13 protein-coding genes are annotated in these 16,749 nt (G+C 72.9%); 9 read left to right on the forward strand and 4 right to left on the reverse strand.

All coding sequences use genetic code 11. From position 1 onward, the window contains the following. The first annotated feature begins 91 nt into the window (after window positions 1-91). Both ABTZ99_RS42670 and ABTZ99_RS42675 read left to right on the forward strand, forming a co-directional pair. Entirely contained in the window at window positions 92-916 is an 825-nt protein-coding gene (locus tag ABTZ99_RS42670) for an alpha/beta hydrolase family protein (RefSeq protein WP_499618793.1), read from the forward strand. Between the two features lie 219 nt (window positions 917-1,135). After that, window positions 1,136-2,137 (forward strand): NAD(P)-dependent alcohol dehydrogenase, encoded by a 1,002-nt coding sequence (locus tag ABTZ99_RS42675; protein ID WP_498772971.1) that lies wholly within the window; start codon window positions 1,136-1,138, stop codon window positions 2,135-2,137. A 52-nt stretch (window positions 2,138-2,189) separates the two neighbouring features. On the opposite strand, the gene ABTZ99_RS42680 is transcribed toward ABTZ99_RS42675, so the two are convergent. Next, window positions 2,190-2,783, reverse strand: coding sequence for a TetR/AcrR family transcriptional regulator (locus ABTZ99_RS42680; RefSeq protein WP_498772969.1), 594 nt, complete (start codon window positions 2,781-2,783; stop codon window positions 2,190-2,192). A gap of 79 nt (window positions 2,784-2,862) precedes the next feature. Here ABTZ99_RS42680 and ABTZ99_RS42685 point away from each other — a divergent pair, with 79 nt between their 5' ends. After that, window positions 2,863-3,696 carry an arylamine N-acetyltransferase family protein gene (locus ABTZ99_RS42685; protein WP_499618795.1) on the forward strand — a complete coding sequence of 278 codons (834 nt, stop codon included), beginning with the start codon at window positions 2,863-2,865 and terminating at the stop codon, window positions 3,694-3,696. 26 nt (window positions 3,697-3,722) lie between these two features. Here ABTZ99_RS42685 and ABTZ99_RS42690 read toward each other — a convergent pair whose 3' ends face one another. Together ABTZ99_RS42690 and ABTZ99_RS42695 are read right to left on the reverse strand one after the other, a co-directional pair. Then, entirely contained in the window at window positions 3,723-8,222 is a 4,500-nt protein-coding gene (locus ABTZ99_RS42690) for a beta strand repeat-containing protein (RefSeq protein ID WP_499618796.1), read from the reverse strand. Window positions 8,223-8,536: 314 nt separating this feature from the next. After that, the gene (locus tag ABTZ99_RS42695) at window positions 8,537-8,914 is read right to left on the reverse strand and encodes a hypothetical protein (RefSeq protein WP_498772961.1); all 378 of its coding nucleotides are present in this window, start codon (window positions 8,912-8,914) and stop codon (window positions 8,537-8,539) included. Window positions 8,915-9,743: 829 nt separating this feature from the next. Here ABTZ99_RS42695 and ABTZ99_RS42700 point away from each other — a divergent pair. The 5 genes from ABTZ99_RS42700 (at window position 9,744) to ABTZ99_RS42720 (ending at window position 14,526) form a co-directional block, all read left to right on the forward strand. After that, window positions 9,744-10,586: a hypothetical protein gene (locus ABTZ99_RS42700; RefSeq protein WP_499618798.1), complete on the forward strand. Its 843-nt coding sequence runs from the start codon at window positions 9,744-9,746 to the stop codon at window positions 10,584-10,586. Between the two features lie 185 nt (window positions 10,587-10,771). Beyond that, entirely contained in the window at window positions 10,772-11,215 is a 444-nt protein-coding gene (locus ABTZ99_RS42705) for a hypothetical protein (RefSeq protein WP_498772958.1), read from the forward strand. A gap of 8 nt (window positions 11,216-11,223) precedes the next feature. Continuing rightward, the gene (locus ABTZ99_RS42710) at window positions 11,224-13,140 is read left to right on the forward strand and encodes an Hsp70 family protein (protein WP_499618799.1); all 1,917 of its coding nucleotides are present in this window, start codon (window positions 11,224-11,226) and stop codon (window positions 13,138-13,140) included. Further along, the gene (locus tag ABTZ99_RS42715) at window positions 13,121-13,696 is read left to right on the forward strand and encodes a hypothetical protein (RefSeq protein WP_498772954.1); all 576 of its coding nucleotides are present in this window, start codon (window positions 13,121-13,123) and stop codon (window positions 13,694-13,696) included. Before ABTZ99_RS42710 ends, ABTZ99_RS42715 begins: the two co-directional genes overlap by 20 nt. Then, entirely contained in the window at window positions 13,672-14,526 is an 855-nt protein-coding gene (locus tag ABTZ99_RS42720) for a hypothetical protein (RefSeq protein WP_499618800.1), read from the forward strand. Before ABTZ99_RS42715 ends, ABTZ99_RS42720 begins: the two co-directional genes overlap by 25 nt. A 90-nt stretch (window positions 14,527-14,616) precedes the next feature. On the opposite strand, the gene ABTZ99_RS42725 is transcribed toward ABTZ99_RS42720, so the two are convergent. Beyond that, entirely contained in the window at window positions 14,617-15,561 is a 945-nt protein-coding gene (locus ABTZ99_RS42725; RefSeq protein ID WP_498772950.1) for an alpha/beta fold hydrolase, read from the reverse strand. 116 nt (window positions 15,562-15,677) lie between these two features. On the opposite strand from ABTZ99_RS42725, the gene ABTZ99_RS42730 reads away from it, so the two are divergent. Next, complete coding sequence (locus ABTZ99_RS42730) at window positions 15,678-16,628, forward strand: helix-turn-helix transcriptional regulator (RefSeq protein ID WP_498772948.1); 951 nt, start codon at window positions 15,678-15,680, stop codon at window positions 16,626-16,628. Window positions 16,629-16,749 lie beyond the last annotated feature (121 nt).

The following is a 16,749-nucleotide window of genomic DNA, read 5'->3' on the forward strand; positions in this document are numbered from 1 at the left end:
TACGACCCCGAACTCCACGGCGGCGCGCAACGACTCACCGACCAAGCCGCAGCCGCTTGATCTAATTCTTGAGGTTGACACTGAGGGTGTCATGGTCGGCGGTTCGGGGCCGTCCGACCGGGACAACGGCAACCACTTCCCCGCGATCCGCGCGCACCTGGTGGACGCCGGGATCGCCGTGCTGTCCTACGACAAGCGCGGCGTCGGCGGTTCGTCCGGTGACTTGCGCGACTCGACGCCGGCGACCCTGGCCGCCGATGCCGCCGCCGCGCTGGACTTCCTGCGCGGTCGGCCCGACGTGCGGGCCGAGGCCACCGGGCTGTTCGGCCACAGCGAGGGCGGCGGGGTGGTGCTGCGCGCGGCCACCCTGCGCGACGACGTGCCGTGGGTGGTCACCAACGGCACCCCCGGCATGACGTACGCCGCCCAGGACCGCTACGCGGTGGCAACCTGGCTGAGCCGGACCGAAGGCGTCGACGACGAGGGCGTCGCCGCCTCGCTGGCCGCCTACGACCGCGTGGTCGAGGCCGGCCGGCGCGACGCCGACCTCGCGGAGGCGACCCGGCGGTTCGAGGCCGCGCCGACGCCGCCCGAGTTCGTCGAGTTCTGGGCCGACGTGGACGACCGCCTCTGGGAGTCCATCAAGCGCAAGCTGGACCACGACCCGATCCCGGACGCGCTGCGCCTGCGCTGCCCGCAGCTGGCGATCTTCGGCGGCGCGGACGAACTGGTCCCGGTCGCCGACAGCGTCGAGCTGTTCACCGCCGCCGCCACGCACCCCGACCGCGACCCGCGGGCGACGTTGACCGTCGAGGTGTTCCCGGGCGCCGACCACCGCGTCCTCGTCGACGGCGGCCACCTGGCGCCCGGCTACCTCGACACCCTGACCCGCTGGATCACCTCCCGCACCGGTTGAGGACGCCGGCTGCCTCCCACGCGGCGCACTGCGCACCGCGCCGTCCGTACGGCGCAATCCATGCCGCGCAATGCGTACCGCGCGATCCGCGCGGCGAAACCCGTGCGCCCCTTAGGGTTCCTCCCTGATGTCCGCACGGCGTGCGCTCCTCTACCGTCGGCGCCGGCGCCGACGCTTCCGGCAGGCCGGCCCCGCACCCCGCACGCCACGGAGGCCCCCATGAAGGCGATCGTCCAGGACCGCTACGGCTCGTCGGACCGCTTGCGGTTGGAGGAGGTCGACGACCCGGCGCCGGCCGATGACGAGGTGCTGGTGCGGGTGCACGCGGCCTCGGTCAACGCGGCCGACTGGCACGTCATGCGCGGCGACCCGCGCCTGGCGCGCGTGGTGATGCCGGCGGCCTTCGGCTGGTCCGGGCCCAAGCGGCGGATCCGCGGTCGTGACTTCGCCGGTCGGGTGGAGGCGGTCGGCCGGCGCGTGGTCCGGTTCCGGCCCGGTGACGAGGTGTTCGGCGACCTCGGCTTCGCCGACGGCGCGTTCGCCGAGTACGTGTGCGCCCCGGAGGACCTGGTGGCGCGCAAGCCGGCGGGCCTGACGTTCGAGCAGGCGGCGGCGATGCCGGTGGCGGGCAACACCGCCCTCATGGGGGTGCGCGACCTGGCCGGAGCCCGACCGGGACAGCGGATGCTGGTCAACGGGGCGTCGGGCGGCGTCGGGACGTTCGCCGTGCAGATCGCCAAGTCGTTCGGCGCCGAGGTGACCGCGGTGTGCAGCACGAGGAACGTCGACCTGCTGCGGGCGATCGGCGCGGACCACGTCGTGGACTACAAGAACGAGGACTTCGCCGCGAACGGGCAGCGCTACGACGTCGTCTTCGACCTCGTGGCGAACCGCTCCCTGGCCGAGCTGCGACGGGCCCTGACGCCCGACGGGGTCCTGGTGCTCAGCGGCGGCGGCGTGTCCGACGGCGGCAGCCTCGTCGGGCCGATGGGCCTGACCATCAAGGCCGCGCTGACGTCCCGCTTCGTCAGCCAGCGCTTCGTCGCGCTGAACACGAGGACGAGCCGGGAGAACCTGGCGACGCTGGCCGGGCTGGCCGAGTCGGGCGACGTGGTCCCCGTCATCGACCGGACCTATTCGCTGCCCGAGACCCCGGAGGCCGTCCGGTACCTGGAACTGGAGCACGCCCGCGCCAAGGTCGTCATCACGGTCGACCGCTAGCCGCCTGGCCGTGCCGTGGTCGGCGGCTTCACCGCGCGGACCCGGGCGCCCGCTACCGGGTCGCGACGTCGATGGCGCGCCGCATCGCGGCGTCGAGGGGCTCGCCGGTGCGCACGGCGGTGCGCCCGGCGGCGAAGACGGCCCCGGTGACGGCGCCGACGAGCACGGCGGCGTCGAGGTCGTCGAGGTCGTCGGGGAACGCCTGTCGCAGTGCGGTGGCCAGTTCCTGCTGGGCGTCGGACGCCCGCTGCAACATCGCCGCCCACAGCGCCGGCACCGACGTGACGAGGTGCAGTCGGATCCGCTCCAGCTCGCCCGCCGGGTCGCGGACCCCCGTCCCGGCCTCGGCCAGCATCCGGTGCATCGCGCGCCGCAGGAGGTCGCGCGCCGTCTCGTCCGAGCGGCGTTCCGCGATCACGTCCAGCCCGGCGCGCAGGAGGTGCCGGCCGTCGTCGGTGAGGAGCAGGTCCTCCTTCGTGGCGAAGTGGTTGAAGAACGTCGCGGTGGACACCTCGGCGGCCGCGGCGATCTCGGCCGTGGTCGTCCGGTCGTACCCCTGCTGCTCGAAGAGCCGGTACGCCGTCTCGATCAGCGCCCTGCGAGTGCGCAGCTTCTTCCGCTCGCGCAACCCCACCGGTTCGGTCATGCGACCAGCGTACTGGATTCACTACATCATTAGAGTTACTCTAACTTTAGAGTCGATGTAGCCAAGCTGGAGGACCCCCGTGACGATCGACGAGTTCCTCGACCGCCTGGACCACCGCGAGCCCGTCCGGGCCGATGCGGCCTCGCTGGGACGGCTGCACCGGGCGTGGCGACTGCGGGTGCCGTACGAGAACGTCGACGTCCAACTCGGCAGGCCGGTCCTGCTCACCCCGGACGCCCTGGTGGACAAGTTCGCCCGCCGCCGACGCGGGGGTCTCTGCTTCGAGATGAACGGCGCGCTCGCGCTGCTCCTGCGGGCGGCCGGGTTCGCGGTGGCGATCGTGGAGGGCGCGGTGCTGCGCGCCACCCGCGGCGACCGGCAGTGGGGCAACCACATCGCCCTGCTGGTGGACGTCGGAGGAGACCGGTGGCTGGCCGATACCGGCATCGGGGACGCGTTCCTCGAACCGCTGCCGTTGCGGGAAGGCACCTACCGGCAAGGGCCTCGGGTCTACCGGCTGGAGCGCCTCGACACCGCGACCTGGCGCGTGCACCACGACCCGGCGGGCACGGTGTCCTCCTACGACTTCCGCACCGAACCGCGCGACCTCGCCGAGTTCGCCGATCGGGCGCGGAACAAGCAACCGGACTCCCCGTTCGTCCGGGTGCTCCTCGCCCAGCACCACCGCGACGGCCACGAACTGGCCCTCCGCGCCCGCACGCTCACCCGCACCGGACCCGACGGCACCGATCGACGCACGCTGACCACCCTCGACGAGTTCGCCGCGGCGCTGACCGAGCTCCGGATCCCATTGGACGACATCGGCCCCGAAGCGCTGCCGGTCCTCTGGGAGAAGACCGGCCACCAGCACGAAGCCTGGCTCGCCATCCAGGAGAGCGCCGCGCGAACCTGAATCCCGGACCCCAGCGGAACCTCAGGTCACGAACGGTGTCGGCGGGACCTCCCCAGGTGCAGTCCGAGCAGGCCGAGCGCCAGCAGCAGGAGGCCGCCCAGGATCGGCAGGGCGAGGTTCACGCCCGTGTCCGGCAGGTCGTCGGCGGGTGGGGTCGGTAGTGGCTCCTGCGGTGACGTCGGGGTCGTGCCCGGCACGTCGCCCGCCGGCACGGTGGCGGTGTCCGGTGGGGAGTCGACCTCACGGCCGGTCGGGGTCTTGCCGGTGGCGGTGGCGGTGTTGGGGACGCTGCCGGCCTCGACGTCGGCCCGCGTCACGGTGTAGGACGCGGTGCAGGTGATGACGGCGCCCGGCGCCAGCGGTCCGGCCGGGCAGGTGACCGCGATCCCGGCGCCGGCCAGCCGGTCGTCCTCGATCGCCGGGTCGGTGATCGTGACCGCGCCGGTGTTGGTCACGGTGAACGCGTAGTCGATCCGCTCCCCCGCCTGGGCCCGGCCGTCACCGTTGACGTCGGCCAGCACGGCCTGCTTGTCCACCGCCAGGCCAGCGACGACGTCCACCGGCGTGGTGGCGCCGTCGGTGCCGACGACCGGGTCGCCGTAGGGCGGCTGACCGGTGGCGGTCGCCGTGTTCTCGACCAGGCCGGCGTCGACGTCGGCCTGCGTCAACGTGTACGTGGCCGTGCACGTGACCGACGCGCCGGGGGCCAGCGCCGTCACCGGGCAGGCCACGGGACCGGTCTTCGGGTCGTCCACCGCGATCGGGTCGAGCGTCACGTTGCCGGTGTTGGTCACCACGAACCGGTAGGTGATGGTGTCCCCGGCGTCGCTGCCGTTGGCATCGGTGTCGGTGACCCCGCCGGCCGTCTTCTCCAGCGAGAGCGACGGCAGCCGGGTGATCAGCGTGACGACCTCGTCGGTGCCGGTCACCGGGTCGCCGCTCGGCGGTGTGCCGGTCGCGGTGGCCGTGTTGGTCTTGGACCCCGCGTCGATGTCGGCCTGGGTGAGCACGTAGGGCTCCGCCGTGCAGGTCATGGTCGCGCCGGGGCCCAGTCGGCTCGCCGGGCAGGTCACCGCGCCCACCACGGGGTCGGTGACGGTGACCGGGTCCAGCGTCACCGTGCCTTCGTTGGTGACGCTGAAGGTGTAGGTGATGACGTCCCCCGGGTCGGTGACGCCGTTGCCGTTGCGGTCGGTCACGCCGGAGGAGTTCTTCTCCAGCGCCAGACCTCCCTGGCCGTGGACGGGGGTCGACGTGGTGTCCTCGTCGGTGACCGGGTCGCCGGTGGGCGGGGTGCCGGTCGTGGTCGCCGTGTTCTCGACCAGGCCCGCGTCGATGTCGGCCTGGGTCAACGTGTACGGCGCGGCGGTGCAGGTCACCGAACTGCCGGGCGCGAGCGCACCGGCCGGGCAGGTCACGTCGCCGACCAGGGTGTCCCGGACGGAGACCGGGTCGAGCGTGACGTTGCCCGCGTTGGTCACGACGAACGTGTAGGTGATCGTGTCGCCGGCGTCCGGGCCGTTGCCGTCCACGTCGGTGACGCCGCCGGACTCCTTGTCCAGCACGATCACCGCCACGGTCGGCACCGACGTGACGGTGCCGTCCTCGGCGGTCACCGGGTCGCCGGACGGCGGTTGCCCGGTCGCGGTCGCGGTGTTGTGCACGGCGCCGGCGTCCACGTCGGCCTGGGTCAGGGTGTACGACGCGGCGCACCCGGTCGAACCGGCGGGAGCGAGGCGCGTCGCGGCGCAGGTCACCGGGCCCGTCTTCGGGTCGTCCACGGCGATCGGGTCGAGCGTGACGTTGCCGGTGTTGGTGACGGTGAACGCGTAGGAGATCGTGTCGCCCGCGTCGGTGACCTGGTTGCCGTTCACGTCCGTGATCGCGCCGGCCCGCTTGTCCAGCGCGATGCCCGGGACGGGCGGGACGGGGGTGGTGACGGTGTCGTCGTCGGTGACCGGGTTGCCGGTGGGCGGGGTGCCGGTGGCGGTGGCCGTGTTGTCGACCTCGCCCGCGTCGACGTCGGCCTGCGTCAGCGCGTAGGGCTGCGCCGTGCACTGCGTGGACGTGCCGGGGGCGAGCGACGTCGCCGCGCACGTGACCGGCCCGACCTTCGAGTCGGCCACCGACACCGGGTTCAGCGTGACGTTGCCCGTGTTCGTCACCGTGAACGCGTAGGAGATCGTGTCACCGGCGTCCACGAGCTGGTTGCCGTTCACGTCGGTGACCTCGCCGGCGGCCTTCGCCAGCACGATCGACGGGCCGGAGGTGACCGGCGTGCTGACCGCGTCGGTGGCGGTCACCGGGTCGCCGGACGGTGGGGTGCCGGTGGCCGTGGCCGTGTTGTCGACCTTGCCCGCGTCCACGTCGGCCTGGGTCAGCCGGTAGGGCTCGGCGGTGCAGGTGGTGGACGCGCCGACGGCCAGCGACGTCACCGCGCACGTGACCGGCCCGACCTTCGGATCGCTCACCGACACCGGGCTCAGCGTCACGTTGCCCGTGTTGGTCACCGTGAACGCGTAGGAGATCGTGTCGCCGGCGTCGGTGAGGTGGTTGCCGTTCACGTCGGTCACCTCGTTCACGGCCTTGCCCAACGAGATCGAGGGCGTGCCGGACAGGGGCGTGGACGTGGTGTCGTCGGCGGTCACCGGGTCGCCGGAGGGCGGGGTGCCCGTGGCGGTGGCCTTGTTGTCGACCTTGCCCGCGTCGACGTCGGCCTGCGTGAGGGTGTAGGGCTCGGCGGTGCAGGTGGTGGACGCGCCGGCGGCGAGCGACGTCGCCGCGCACGTGACCGGCCCGACCTTCGGATCGCTCACCGACACCGCGTTCAGCGTCACGTTGCCCGTGTTGGTGACGGTGAACGAGTAGGTGATGGTGTCGCCCGCGTCGTGGCCGTTGCCGTCGGTGTCGGTGACCGCGCCGGCCTGCTTGTCCAGCGCGATGCCGCGGGTCACGGGCACGGGCGTGGTGACGGAGTCCTCGTCGGTCGCGTCGGGCAGGTCGGTCGCGGTGCCCGTGGCCTTCGCGGTGTTCGGCACCGTGCCGCTGTCCACGTCGGCCTGCGTGAGCTGGTAGGTCGCCGTGCAGGTGGTCGAAGCGCCGACCGCCACCACGCCGGCCGGGCAGGTCACCGGGCCGACCTTCGGGTCGTCCACCCGAACCGTCTGCAACGGGACCGTGCCGGTGTTGGTCACGGTGAAGGTGTAGGCGATCGTGTCACCGGCGTCGGGGCCGTTGCCGTCCACGTCGGTGATCGGCGCGGCGCTCTTCACCAGGTCGATGCGCGCGACCTCGGCCGTGTTGGTGAACGTGCACAGCGCGGCGACGCCGGCGACGCCGCCGTTGGGCATGGTGAAGCGCCCGGTCGTGCCGGTGCCGGTGGCCAGCGTCTGCCCGGTGTTCTGGTTCACGCACTCCCACGAGCGGTCGTAGCCGGGGGTGGTCGGTCCGCTGTCGACCGTGCCGCTGCCCGACTCCGACACGGTGTAGGTGGTGCCCGCCAGGCCGAACACCGGTCCGGCGACCTCGGCCGGTTCGGTCTGCAAGCCCGCGTCGGTGCCCGTCGTGGTGCCGGTGTTGCCCGTGGTGATCCCGCCGCCGGTCACCGTCAGGGTGGCCTGGTCGGAGGGGGTGACCCGGCCGCGCGGGAAGTTCTTGCGCACGGTGATGGTGTTCGGCGAGGCGCACGAGCCGAAGTCGACGGAGCCCGCCTGGGACAGCTGGCGGCTGTCCAGCACGGCGCCGGTGCTCGGGTTGGCGCGGTACAGCGTCGTGCCGCTGGCCAGGTACAGGTAGCCGTCGCCGGCGAACGCGATGCCGTTGAGCGCCTGACCCGGCGTGCTGACCGAGGTGATCCGGCTGCCGGTGATCGCCTTCGCGGGCCCGGCGGTCGTCGGGATCTCCTCGTTCACGGCGAACACGCTGTTCGCGCCGCCCGCGCCGCCGACGACGTACAGGGTGCCCTGCTGGTCGAACGCCCAGTCCCCGTTCGCGCCGTCGGTCGGCATGGCGCCCTGCGCGACCAGGCCGAGCGACGTGCCGGTGGCGGGGTCGAAGCCGTAGACCCTCAACGTGGTGCCGGAGAACCCGCCGTAGTAGTAGAAGCCGTTGCGGGGGTTGACGGCGCCGTGCGTCACCGGGGCGTCGGGGATGCCGGCCACCGAGGTCGTCGTGCCGGTCGTGGCGTCGAAGCGGTAGATCGTGCGGGCCGAACCGTTGGCCGCCACGCCGTACGCCGCGCTGCCGCCCTCCGTGATGCCCAGCGCGTTGATCGTGCCGGACACGCCGCTGAACGTCGCCGTCGGCGTGCCGACGCCCGTGGCGGGGTCGACCGACCACAGGGTGCGGGTGCCCGGGTTCGCGCCCGTGCCCTGCAACGAGTACAGCGACCCGCAGTTGAACGCGGCCCGTGGGGCGGCGGTCTGCTGAGCGGGCATCGCGGGAGGGCTGCTCCACACGACCAGGCTGAGCACCGCGACCGCCGCGGCCGTGGCGGAACCGATCCGACGCGCGGGCGACCGAACCACGCTTGCCTCCCTCACCCACCGGAGCGCGGACATCGCGGATTGCCGGACCACAGCACCACAGCGGCGGCCCGCTCGCCTCCGCGAGGGAGTCGATCACGACGATCGTGCAGCCGACGGTGCACGTCGACCGGTCCGACACCCGCTCGGGGCACCACTGTCAGGTGCACGATCGCGTTATGCGGCGGGAGATCCGCTCTCGGTGCGCAACTCCCGCCCGTGTTGGTCCGGGATCGACCGGTTCAGGTGATTTCCGTCCACTGTGGTGGGTCGGCGACGAATCCCGCCGGGCCTCGCCCTCCGAGGGGAGTCGCCGGTCATCGTCGACCGACCAGCCGGGCGAGGTCGCGCAGTGGACGACGGCGGTCCGGCCGGTTGGGGGCGAGGCGTTCCCAGACCGCCATCACCGGTCCGCACGGCGAGGGCACCCCGACGGCCACCCACGGCACGATCGACCGCACCCAGCCGAGCGGGGTCCGACACGCGCGGCACCGGCCGTGGTCGTCCGGGCGGTGCCGGTCGACCAGCGCCTGGACGATCTCCAGCAACCCCGGCAGCTCGCTCGCCGTCACGGCGGCCCGGTGCGAGTCGTCACCCCGTTCCACGACGGCGCGGACGGCGGCGACGTAATCGGTGACGGATTTGACCATCTCCCAGTGGACCAGCCCGTTCGCACCCGCGTGCGTCTCCGCCACTTGCCGGCTCCTCGTTCGTCGGTGTGCCGCCCGCGTCGGAATCCGCATTCCGGTCGGAGCGGATCCGCGCGGCGCGGGAAAGGGAATTCCGGATGACGACCGACGACCGCGGGTGGGTTTTCTTTCGGGATCGTCGACCGTCCGTTGCGGCGAAAAACTAACACCCGTCCCGGAACGGGACGAACGCACGGACGCCGGTCCACCCGGTTGTTGCCGATCCAGGGCATCAGAGCTACCGGAGGTGTCGGTCGGCCCTGGTCGCCCGCCCGTGGCACCACCCGGACGAGCAGGGCGGCCAGGCGGACGACCACCAGGAGTTTGACCCGGATGTCGATCGTGGCACGGGGAATCCTTCGCGCTCCGACGCGTTCCTCCCCCGCGCGGGTCAGTTCCGGCACCGGCCGCTCAAGCGCTCGTGCCGCCGGGACGATAGGAGCACCGTGGGAATGAATGCCGGATCGGCGGGCGTCGGGTGCTGCGCCACCGCTGTCGAAATCCGGGTGGCGGAGAAGACCCGACACCCGCACGCGCGGACCGACAGCAACACGTGGTCGACGTCCTTTTCCGGTATTCCTGTCCACGGGGAGCCGCGTGGCCGGCACCGGCACGGGTCGACGGCGCCTCCGCCCGCGGTCCGCTTCCGGGCGGCACCGCGGGAGGGTTCCGCCCTCTCCCGCTCGGCGACGCCGGCGACGACTCGGGTGCGCGACAACGTCCCCACGGGCGTTGACCCACGTCACGCCGGCCACGCGGTCCCCGATACCCGACCAGTGCGACGTCGTCACGCGACGCCGTGCGGCCTTGCACCCCGTGCGGGGAAGCACCTGCCGTGGTGACCGGTGGCGCCGGCCCGGTGGTGGTCGCCGGGGACGGCAGCGCGCTGGCGGACCCGAGCACCGTGCGGGCGGACCTGCGCAGGGTCGCGGTGGTGCTGCGGAGGCTCGCCGGCGTCCCGGTCCGGACGCTCCCGCTGGACGTGGCCGGCCCCGATCACCTCGACCAGCGGTTGGCCGCGCTCGCCGAGCCCGCGTCGGCCGTCGTGCTCACCCGCGTCAACGCCGATCGCACGGCCCGGGTGCAGGCGGCGTGGGGCCTGCCGCCGGTGGTCGCCGACCGCGACGCCGCCGCGATCGTGACGGCCGCGAAGGTCATCTCCGCCCTGTCCGGCACCCGACGCGGACCCCGTTCGGCCGACGTCGTCGTGGTCGGGGCGGGTGAGCACCAGGCGCTCGGGCCGGTGCTGATGGCGGCCGGGGTCCACCGCCTGACCGAGTGGAACCACGTCGACGGCGACGGGTTCGACGCGCTGCGCGAGTTCTCCCGCCGCGCGCACGTGATCGTCGACCTCGTCGGCGGCCTGCCGTGGACCATGACCACGCGAAGCCGGGCGCCCACACCCGCGGTCGTCACCTCGCCGGGCCGCCGCGAGGAACTGCTCGTGCTGCCCGGACTCGTGCGGGCGCTGGCCGTCACGCCCGACGCGACGCTCGACGTCCACGTGCGCCTGGCCTGCGCCCTGGCGCTCGTCCTGGCCACCCCGGACGGCCGACTGGCCCCGCCACGGCACACACCGGCCCTCCGCGGCCGGATCAGCTCGGCCGCGAGCAGCGCGATGCGCCCCGACCCGGACGGTCAGGGCGCGGTGGCGCTCCCCCACGACACCACCACCTGACGCGCGGCCCGTCCGGGCGGTGCCTCGATCGGATCCCCGGGGCTGCACGGCATGCGCGAAGAGCGCGGTCGGAGGACGTGCGGAAGCCGCGGCACGCCGCTGCCCGGGAGGGGTCCCCGGCCGGCGCGTTTACCGTCGCACGGCAGTCGCTTCCCGTCGGCACGCAAGTGATCGGAATCGAGTCCATGGACGTCACCTCGCTCTTCGCGTTGCCGCTCGTCGTGCCGCGCGCGAACCGCTACGCGGAGCTCGGCATCGCGCCGGAGGCGACGGCCGCCGAGGTCCGCGCGGCCACCGATCGGCACGTCGCCCGGCTGAAGGCGGGCGGCGCGAGCGACGACGCGATCGCGCGGGCGCACCGGCTCAGCCTGGAGAAGCCGGAGGACCGGGCCGCCTACGACGCGGAGCACCCGCCGTTGGCGTTGCTGCGGCTCGAACCCGCGGGCCACCCGGTCTTCGACGACCGGGCGACCAGCCTCGCCGCGCTGCGCCGTGAACTCGAGCGGTTCCTGCTCGACGCCGGGGAGGCGGTCCACCACCCGGACGACACGACCCGGACGGACTTCACCGCGGACTTCCGCCCGACCCCCTTGCTCGACGACCAGCGGCCGGGCCGGACCAACGGATGACGGGGACCATGGACGACAAGAACGCGCACCTGCACCGGGTCGTCGGCATCGACCTGGGCACGACGTACTCGGCGATCGCGGTGTTCGACTCCGACGAGGACACCGCGGTGATCGTTCCCGACCGCACCTTCGACCCGCCCGCCGGCACCACGCCCTCCGTGGTCGGCTTCGACCCGGACGCCGGCGTGGTGATCGTCGGCGCCGCGGCGAAGCAGGCCATGTCCGCGCCCGGCCGGGGCCGCGAGACGATCATCGAGGTCAAGCGCGAGATGGGCGCGCTCTTCAGCGAGGAGACGCTGGAGCTGTTCGGGGCGAGGGGCACGTCGTTCCGCGTGGACGACCCGCTGCGCGTCCGCCTGCACGGCGAGTGGTTGCGGCCGCAGGAGGTCAGCGCCCTGGTGCTGATGCGGATGAAGGAGATCGCCGAACGGGAGCTCGGGCGCGGCGTGCACGACGCGGTGGTCACCGTGCCGGCCTACTTCACCGAACGGCAGAAGAAGGCCACCGAGGAAGCGGCGCTGCTGGCCGGCCTGCACCCGCGGCAGCTGATCCCGGAGCCCACCGCGGCGGCGATCGCGTACGGGGTGGACCGCGCCGAGGAGGAGGCGAAGGTCTACCTGGTCTTCGACCTCGGCGGCGGCACGTTCGACGTGTCGATCATCGAGACCGAGGACCGGCAGATCACCGTCCTCGCCACCGCCGGTGACGCGCGGTTGGGCGGCGGGGACTTCGACGCGGCCATCGCGAAGTGGCTCAACGACAAGGTGGGCCGCTCGTCCCCGAGCGACGACGAGCGCATGCAGGCGCTGGCCGCCGCCGAGAAGGCCAAGCGCAAGCTCTCCCTGCACGAGAGCACCACGATCGACCTGGGCGGCGGCGTGCCGCCGGTCGAACTCGACCGCGCCACGCTCAGGTCGTTGATCAAGCCCACGTTGGACCGGTCGCTGACGAAGGTCCTGGAGGCGCTGGAGATGGCCAGGGGCGGCCCGGACGAGCCGCCGCTGGACGTCGACGCCGTCCTGCTGGTCGGCGGGTCGACCCGGATCCCGCTCGTGCGGGAGATGCTGGTCGACCACTTCGAGAAGGACGACGACTTCGTCCGCGCCGACGGCGATCCCGACACCCTCGTCGCACGGGGCGCCGCGATCCTCGCCGGCCGGTTCGAGGCGTCGGACTCCTTCGACCTCAACCGGCGGCCGACCGCGGAGCGCCAGTCCGACGCCGACGACTTCGAGATCCGGCTCATCACCGAGCACACCCTCGGCGTCGGCGTGCAGGACGACAGGTTCGACCCGCTGATCGAGCGCGGCGCGAAGATCCCGACGCGCAAGGAGAAGCGCTACACCAACCAGAAGGACTCCGAGAACGTCGAGGTGCCGATCTACCAGGGCGAGTCGGGCCTGGTGTTCGACAACACCCGGGTCGGCACGATCGTGCTGGACAAGATCGAGCCGCGGGAAGCGGGCCACCACCAGTTCGACATCACGTTCAAGCTCGACGTGAACGGGCTGCTCGAGGTCAAGGTGTTCCACGTCAACGCGGGGCGCGAGTACGAGGCGACGTTCCGGCAGAGCACCAGCATCGGCAGGATCGACATGCTGGCCGAGAGCAGACGGCGGCTGCTGCGGCTGCTGGAGCCGGGTCTGCGGGAGACCGATCCGGTGGGGAGCGCCGACGCGTCCCCGTTCACCGTCCCGCCGCCCGTGGACGTGATCGCCGAGAGCCCTCCGGCCGTGGCTCCCGACGCCGTGCCCGCCGAGTTCCGCCGGCTGTTCCGCAAGGTCACCGCGTGGGCCTCGGAACGCGACGCGCCGCAGGACCTCACCGCCGCGCTGCGCGAGTTCACCGAAGCCGTGCGCACGGGCGTCGGGCTGGACGACGTCGCCGACCGTCTCGAGGACGCGTATGACCGCGCCCGGCGATGAACCCGTGCGGCTGATCGAGCAGGAGCTCGACGCCGAGTACGCCGGGGTCGGCAGGCGCGGCACGCTGTACCGCGCACCCGCCCGGCGGCGCTGCTACCGGCTGATCACGCCGACCGAGATCGGCGCCGACCACCGCGACGAGCTGAAGCGCTGGCAGCACCTGGGATCCCGCGCGGGCCTCGCCCCCGTGGTCCCCGCCGACGCGGCGGGCGACCAGCAACGCCTCGGCGGTCGCTGGTACCAGGTCGTCTGCTACGAGACGAGCGGCGGGCGCAGCCTCGCCGACGCCATCGCCGATCCCGACCCGGCGCGGCGCGTCGACGCGCGTACCTCAGGAAGCTCAACGACCTGTCCGGTCTCGCCGCCCGGTTCGCCGTCGAACGCGTCATCCGCGCCGCCGAGAACAGGCTGGACTCCTCGGCCGACTTCCCCGACCGCTACCAACGCCTCTGCCGGTCCTGGCACCGCAACGGCGCGCCCGAGCGCTACCTGGACCTGCTGGAAGACCCGCACCCGGTCTACCTGCCGTCGGTGGAGCACGCGCTCGACCTGCTGAACGACCCGCGCCCGGTCCACCTGTCGTCGGCGGCGGACGCGGTCGCCCGGCAGGACGACGAAGCCTCGGCGCGCGAGGCCCGGGACGCCGTGCTGGCGGCGTTGCCCACCATGGTGCACTGGATCACCCGGCTGCGCGGCGCCGCCGGTCCCGCCGCCATGCTGGGCGAACTCCTGGACGCGGTGGGCGAACGCGCCCGCGCGCTGCCGCTGCTCGCCGAAGCCCGCGCCGCCTGCGTCCCGCGCGACTCACCTGCCTACGTGCGCCTCTGCATCCAGTGCGACGAGCTCCTGGACGCCCGCACGCGGCTGCGCAAGCTCGCCCGCAAGGGAGAGCACCTGGAAGAGGTGCACCGGTTGTTCGTCCTGGTCCACCGCCGCTCGACGCGGTGGCCCGGCCCTCCGTCCACGGCCGGGGACATCGCGGCCGACTTCGCCCTGATGTCCCAGGTCGACGCAGGCGACGCCCGACGCCGGCTCGTGGTCGAGGTGACGATCGCCAAGCACCGCCGCCGTCCCGGGGAGGTGGACCCGGACTCACTGGCCAAGGACCTCCGCCGGCTGCTGCGCGACGACGAGGGCAACTCCCACGCCCGGTACCAGCTGACCCAGCTGCTCTACCAGCACGCGGTCTCGGTCCGCACCGCCATGCGCACGACGTTCGGCGCACGTCGCGCCGCCTTGCGGGACGAGCTGACCCGCCTGCGCACCGAGTGCGCCGACCACGCCGCCACCCTGCTGCTGGACCACGACCCGACCGACGACCACCACGCCCTGGCCGACCGGGCCCGGCTCGACGAGGTCGACGCGATCCTCGGCAAGGTCCGCTGAGGGAACCGCCGGCGCACCCGGCGGGGTGCCGAACTCGACCTGGCGACGGGGCACGGACGCCCGCGCGTGCGGTTCCGGCCGGACCCGCCGTCAGCCGGCAGCCCGCTGGTCCAGCCACTTCAGGATCGCCCGGTTCGTCGCGTCCGGCATTTCCTGCTGGATCCAGTGACCGCAGTCCAGGCCCACCACGTCCACGTTCGGCACGAACTCGGTCAGTCGTGCGGACCTCGGGATCGTGTCGCGATCGCCGTAGATCATGAGTGCGGGCTGTCGGACGACCGGGTCCACGTCGGCCAGCAGACGCCAGTTGCGGTCGAGGTTCCGGTACCAGTTGATACTGCTCGTGAAGCCCGTCGACGCGAAGGCGGAGACGAAGACGGCCAGTTCGCCGTCGCTCATGACGGGCTCGCCGAGGGGTGTCTCCGCCCTGGCGAGATCGATCATCGCCATGCCCGGCCGCGGCGGCTTCGGCGGCTCGTTCTTCCGGAACAGGTTGCGCAGGAACCGGGCCGCGTGCTCGTCGAGCACGGCGTCCGCGACGCCCGGCTGCCGGTTGAAGTGGACGAAGTAGAAGTCGGGGCCGAGCACGGCCTCCATGGACTCGATCCAGGGCGTGTCCCCGCGCTCTTGGTAGGGCAGGCTCAGCGCTACCACGCCGTTCACCCGGTCCGGGTGCAGCAGGGTCAGGCCCCAGACGACGAACGCGCCCCAGTCGTGGCCGACGAAGGTGGCGTCCTCGTAGCCGTAGTGGTCGAGGAGGGCGACGAGGTCACCCGACAGGTGCCCGATGTCGTAGTCCGCCACTTCGGTCGGACGTGACGAGTTCCCGTAGCCCCGCTGGTTCGGGACGATGACGTGGTAGCCCGCCGCGGCCAGGGCAGGCACCTGGTGGCGCCACGAGAAGGCGTGCTCCGGCCAGCCGTGGCAGAGCACGATGGGCTTCCCCGCGTTCTCCCGGCCCGCTTCGAAGACCTCGAGTTCCACACCGTTGACGGGGACGAGGGTGGGTTGGGGAAAGTCGGTCGGGTTGAACATTGCGTTTCCTCTGTGTTCGTTGGGGCGTCAGCGCCGACGGCCGTCGCGGCGTGGTGCCATCGTGCCGACCGAAACCGGTCACCCCATGACCGGTTTTCCGTGGGAGTCTTGCCGGTGTGCGAGCCGACCGGCTGATGGCCATCCTCCTGCTGCTGCAACAGCGCGAGCAGCTGACGGCGGCGGACGTCGCCCGGGAGCTGGAGGTGTCCGAGCGCACCGCCCGCCGTGACTTCGACGCCCTGGCCATGGCCGGCGTGCCCGTCTACTCCATCCAGGGCCGGGGCGGCGGCTGGCGGCTCGTGGGCGGCGCCCGCACCGACCTGTCCGGGTTGACCGCGGGTGAGGCCCGCGCCCTGTTCCTGGTCGCCGGCCCGGCCTCGGCGGCGACGCCGGCCGTGAAAGCGGCGCTGCGCAAGCTCGTCCGTGCCCTGCCGGAGCCTTTCCGGGTGCAGGCCGAGGCCGCGGCGTCGTCGTTCGTCATGGACCCGCAACGGTGGGGGTCGAGCCGGATCGAGCACCGACCGCCGCCCCGCTTCCTCGACGACCTCCAGGACGCGGTGATCCGCCGCGTCCAGGTGCGGCTCGGCTACGTCGACGGCAACGGCGCCGAAACCGAGCGGACCGTCCACCCACTGGGCATCGTCGCCAAGGGACCGTCGTGGTATCTCGTCTGCCACACCGAGGCGGGCAGGCGGACCTTCCGGATCGACCGCGTGTCCTCCGCCGACCCGACCGGCGATCCCGCGCACCGACCCGACGACTTCGACCTCGCCGCGAGCTGGCGCGAGATCGCCGACGAGGTCGACCGCAGGCGGACGCCCCTAGAGCTCCAGGCGACCTGCGCACCCGACGGGATCGCCCGGCTCCGGATGGTGCTCGGCGACCGGCTCGAGGTCGGAGGTGCCACGACCGGCGGCCGCATCGAGGTCGTGATCCGCGGCTACAACGAGTACGCGCTCGCCGGCGAGCTCGCCGGGCTGGTCGAGTGGCTCGAGGTGACCGGTCCCGAGGGTGTGCGGGACCACCTCGCCGCGATCGGCGCCGCACTCGTCGAACGGTACGGCTGAGACCTGCTGGTGGACCCGGTCGTGCGCACGTGGGCCGTCGTGCGCCGGACGGCCGTGGTTGCGACCGTGGTGGTGATCGCGGCCCGAAAAGCCCCCGCCCGCGGCCCGTCGGGGGGAAGGC

Origin of the sequence: Actinosynnema sp. NPDC002837 (genome assembly GCF_040295345.1) — a bacterium.
GTDB lineage: Bacteria > Actinomycetota > Actinomycetes > Mycobacteriales > Pseudonocardiaceae > Actinosynnema.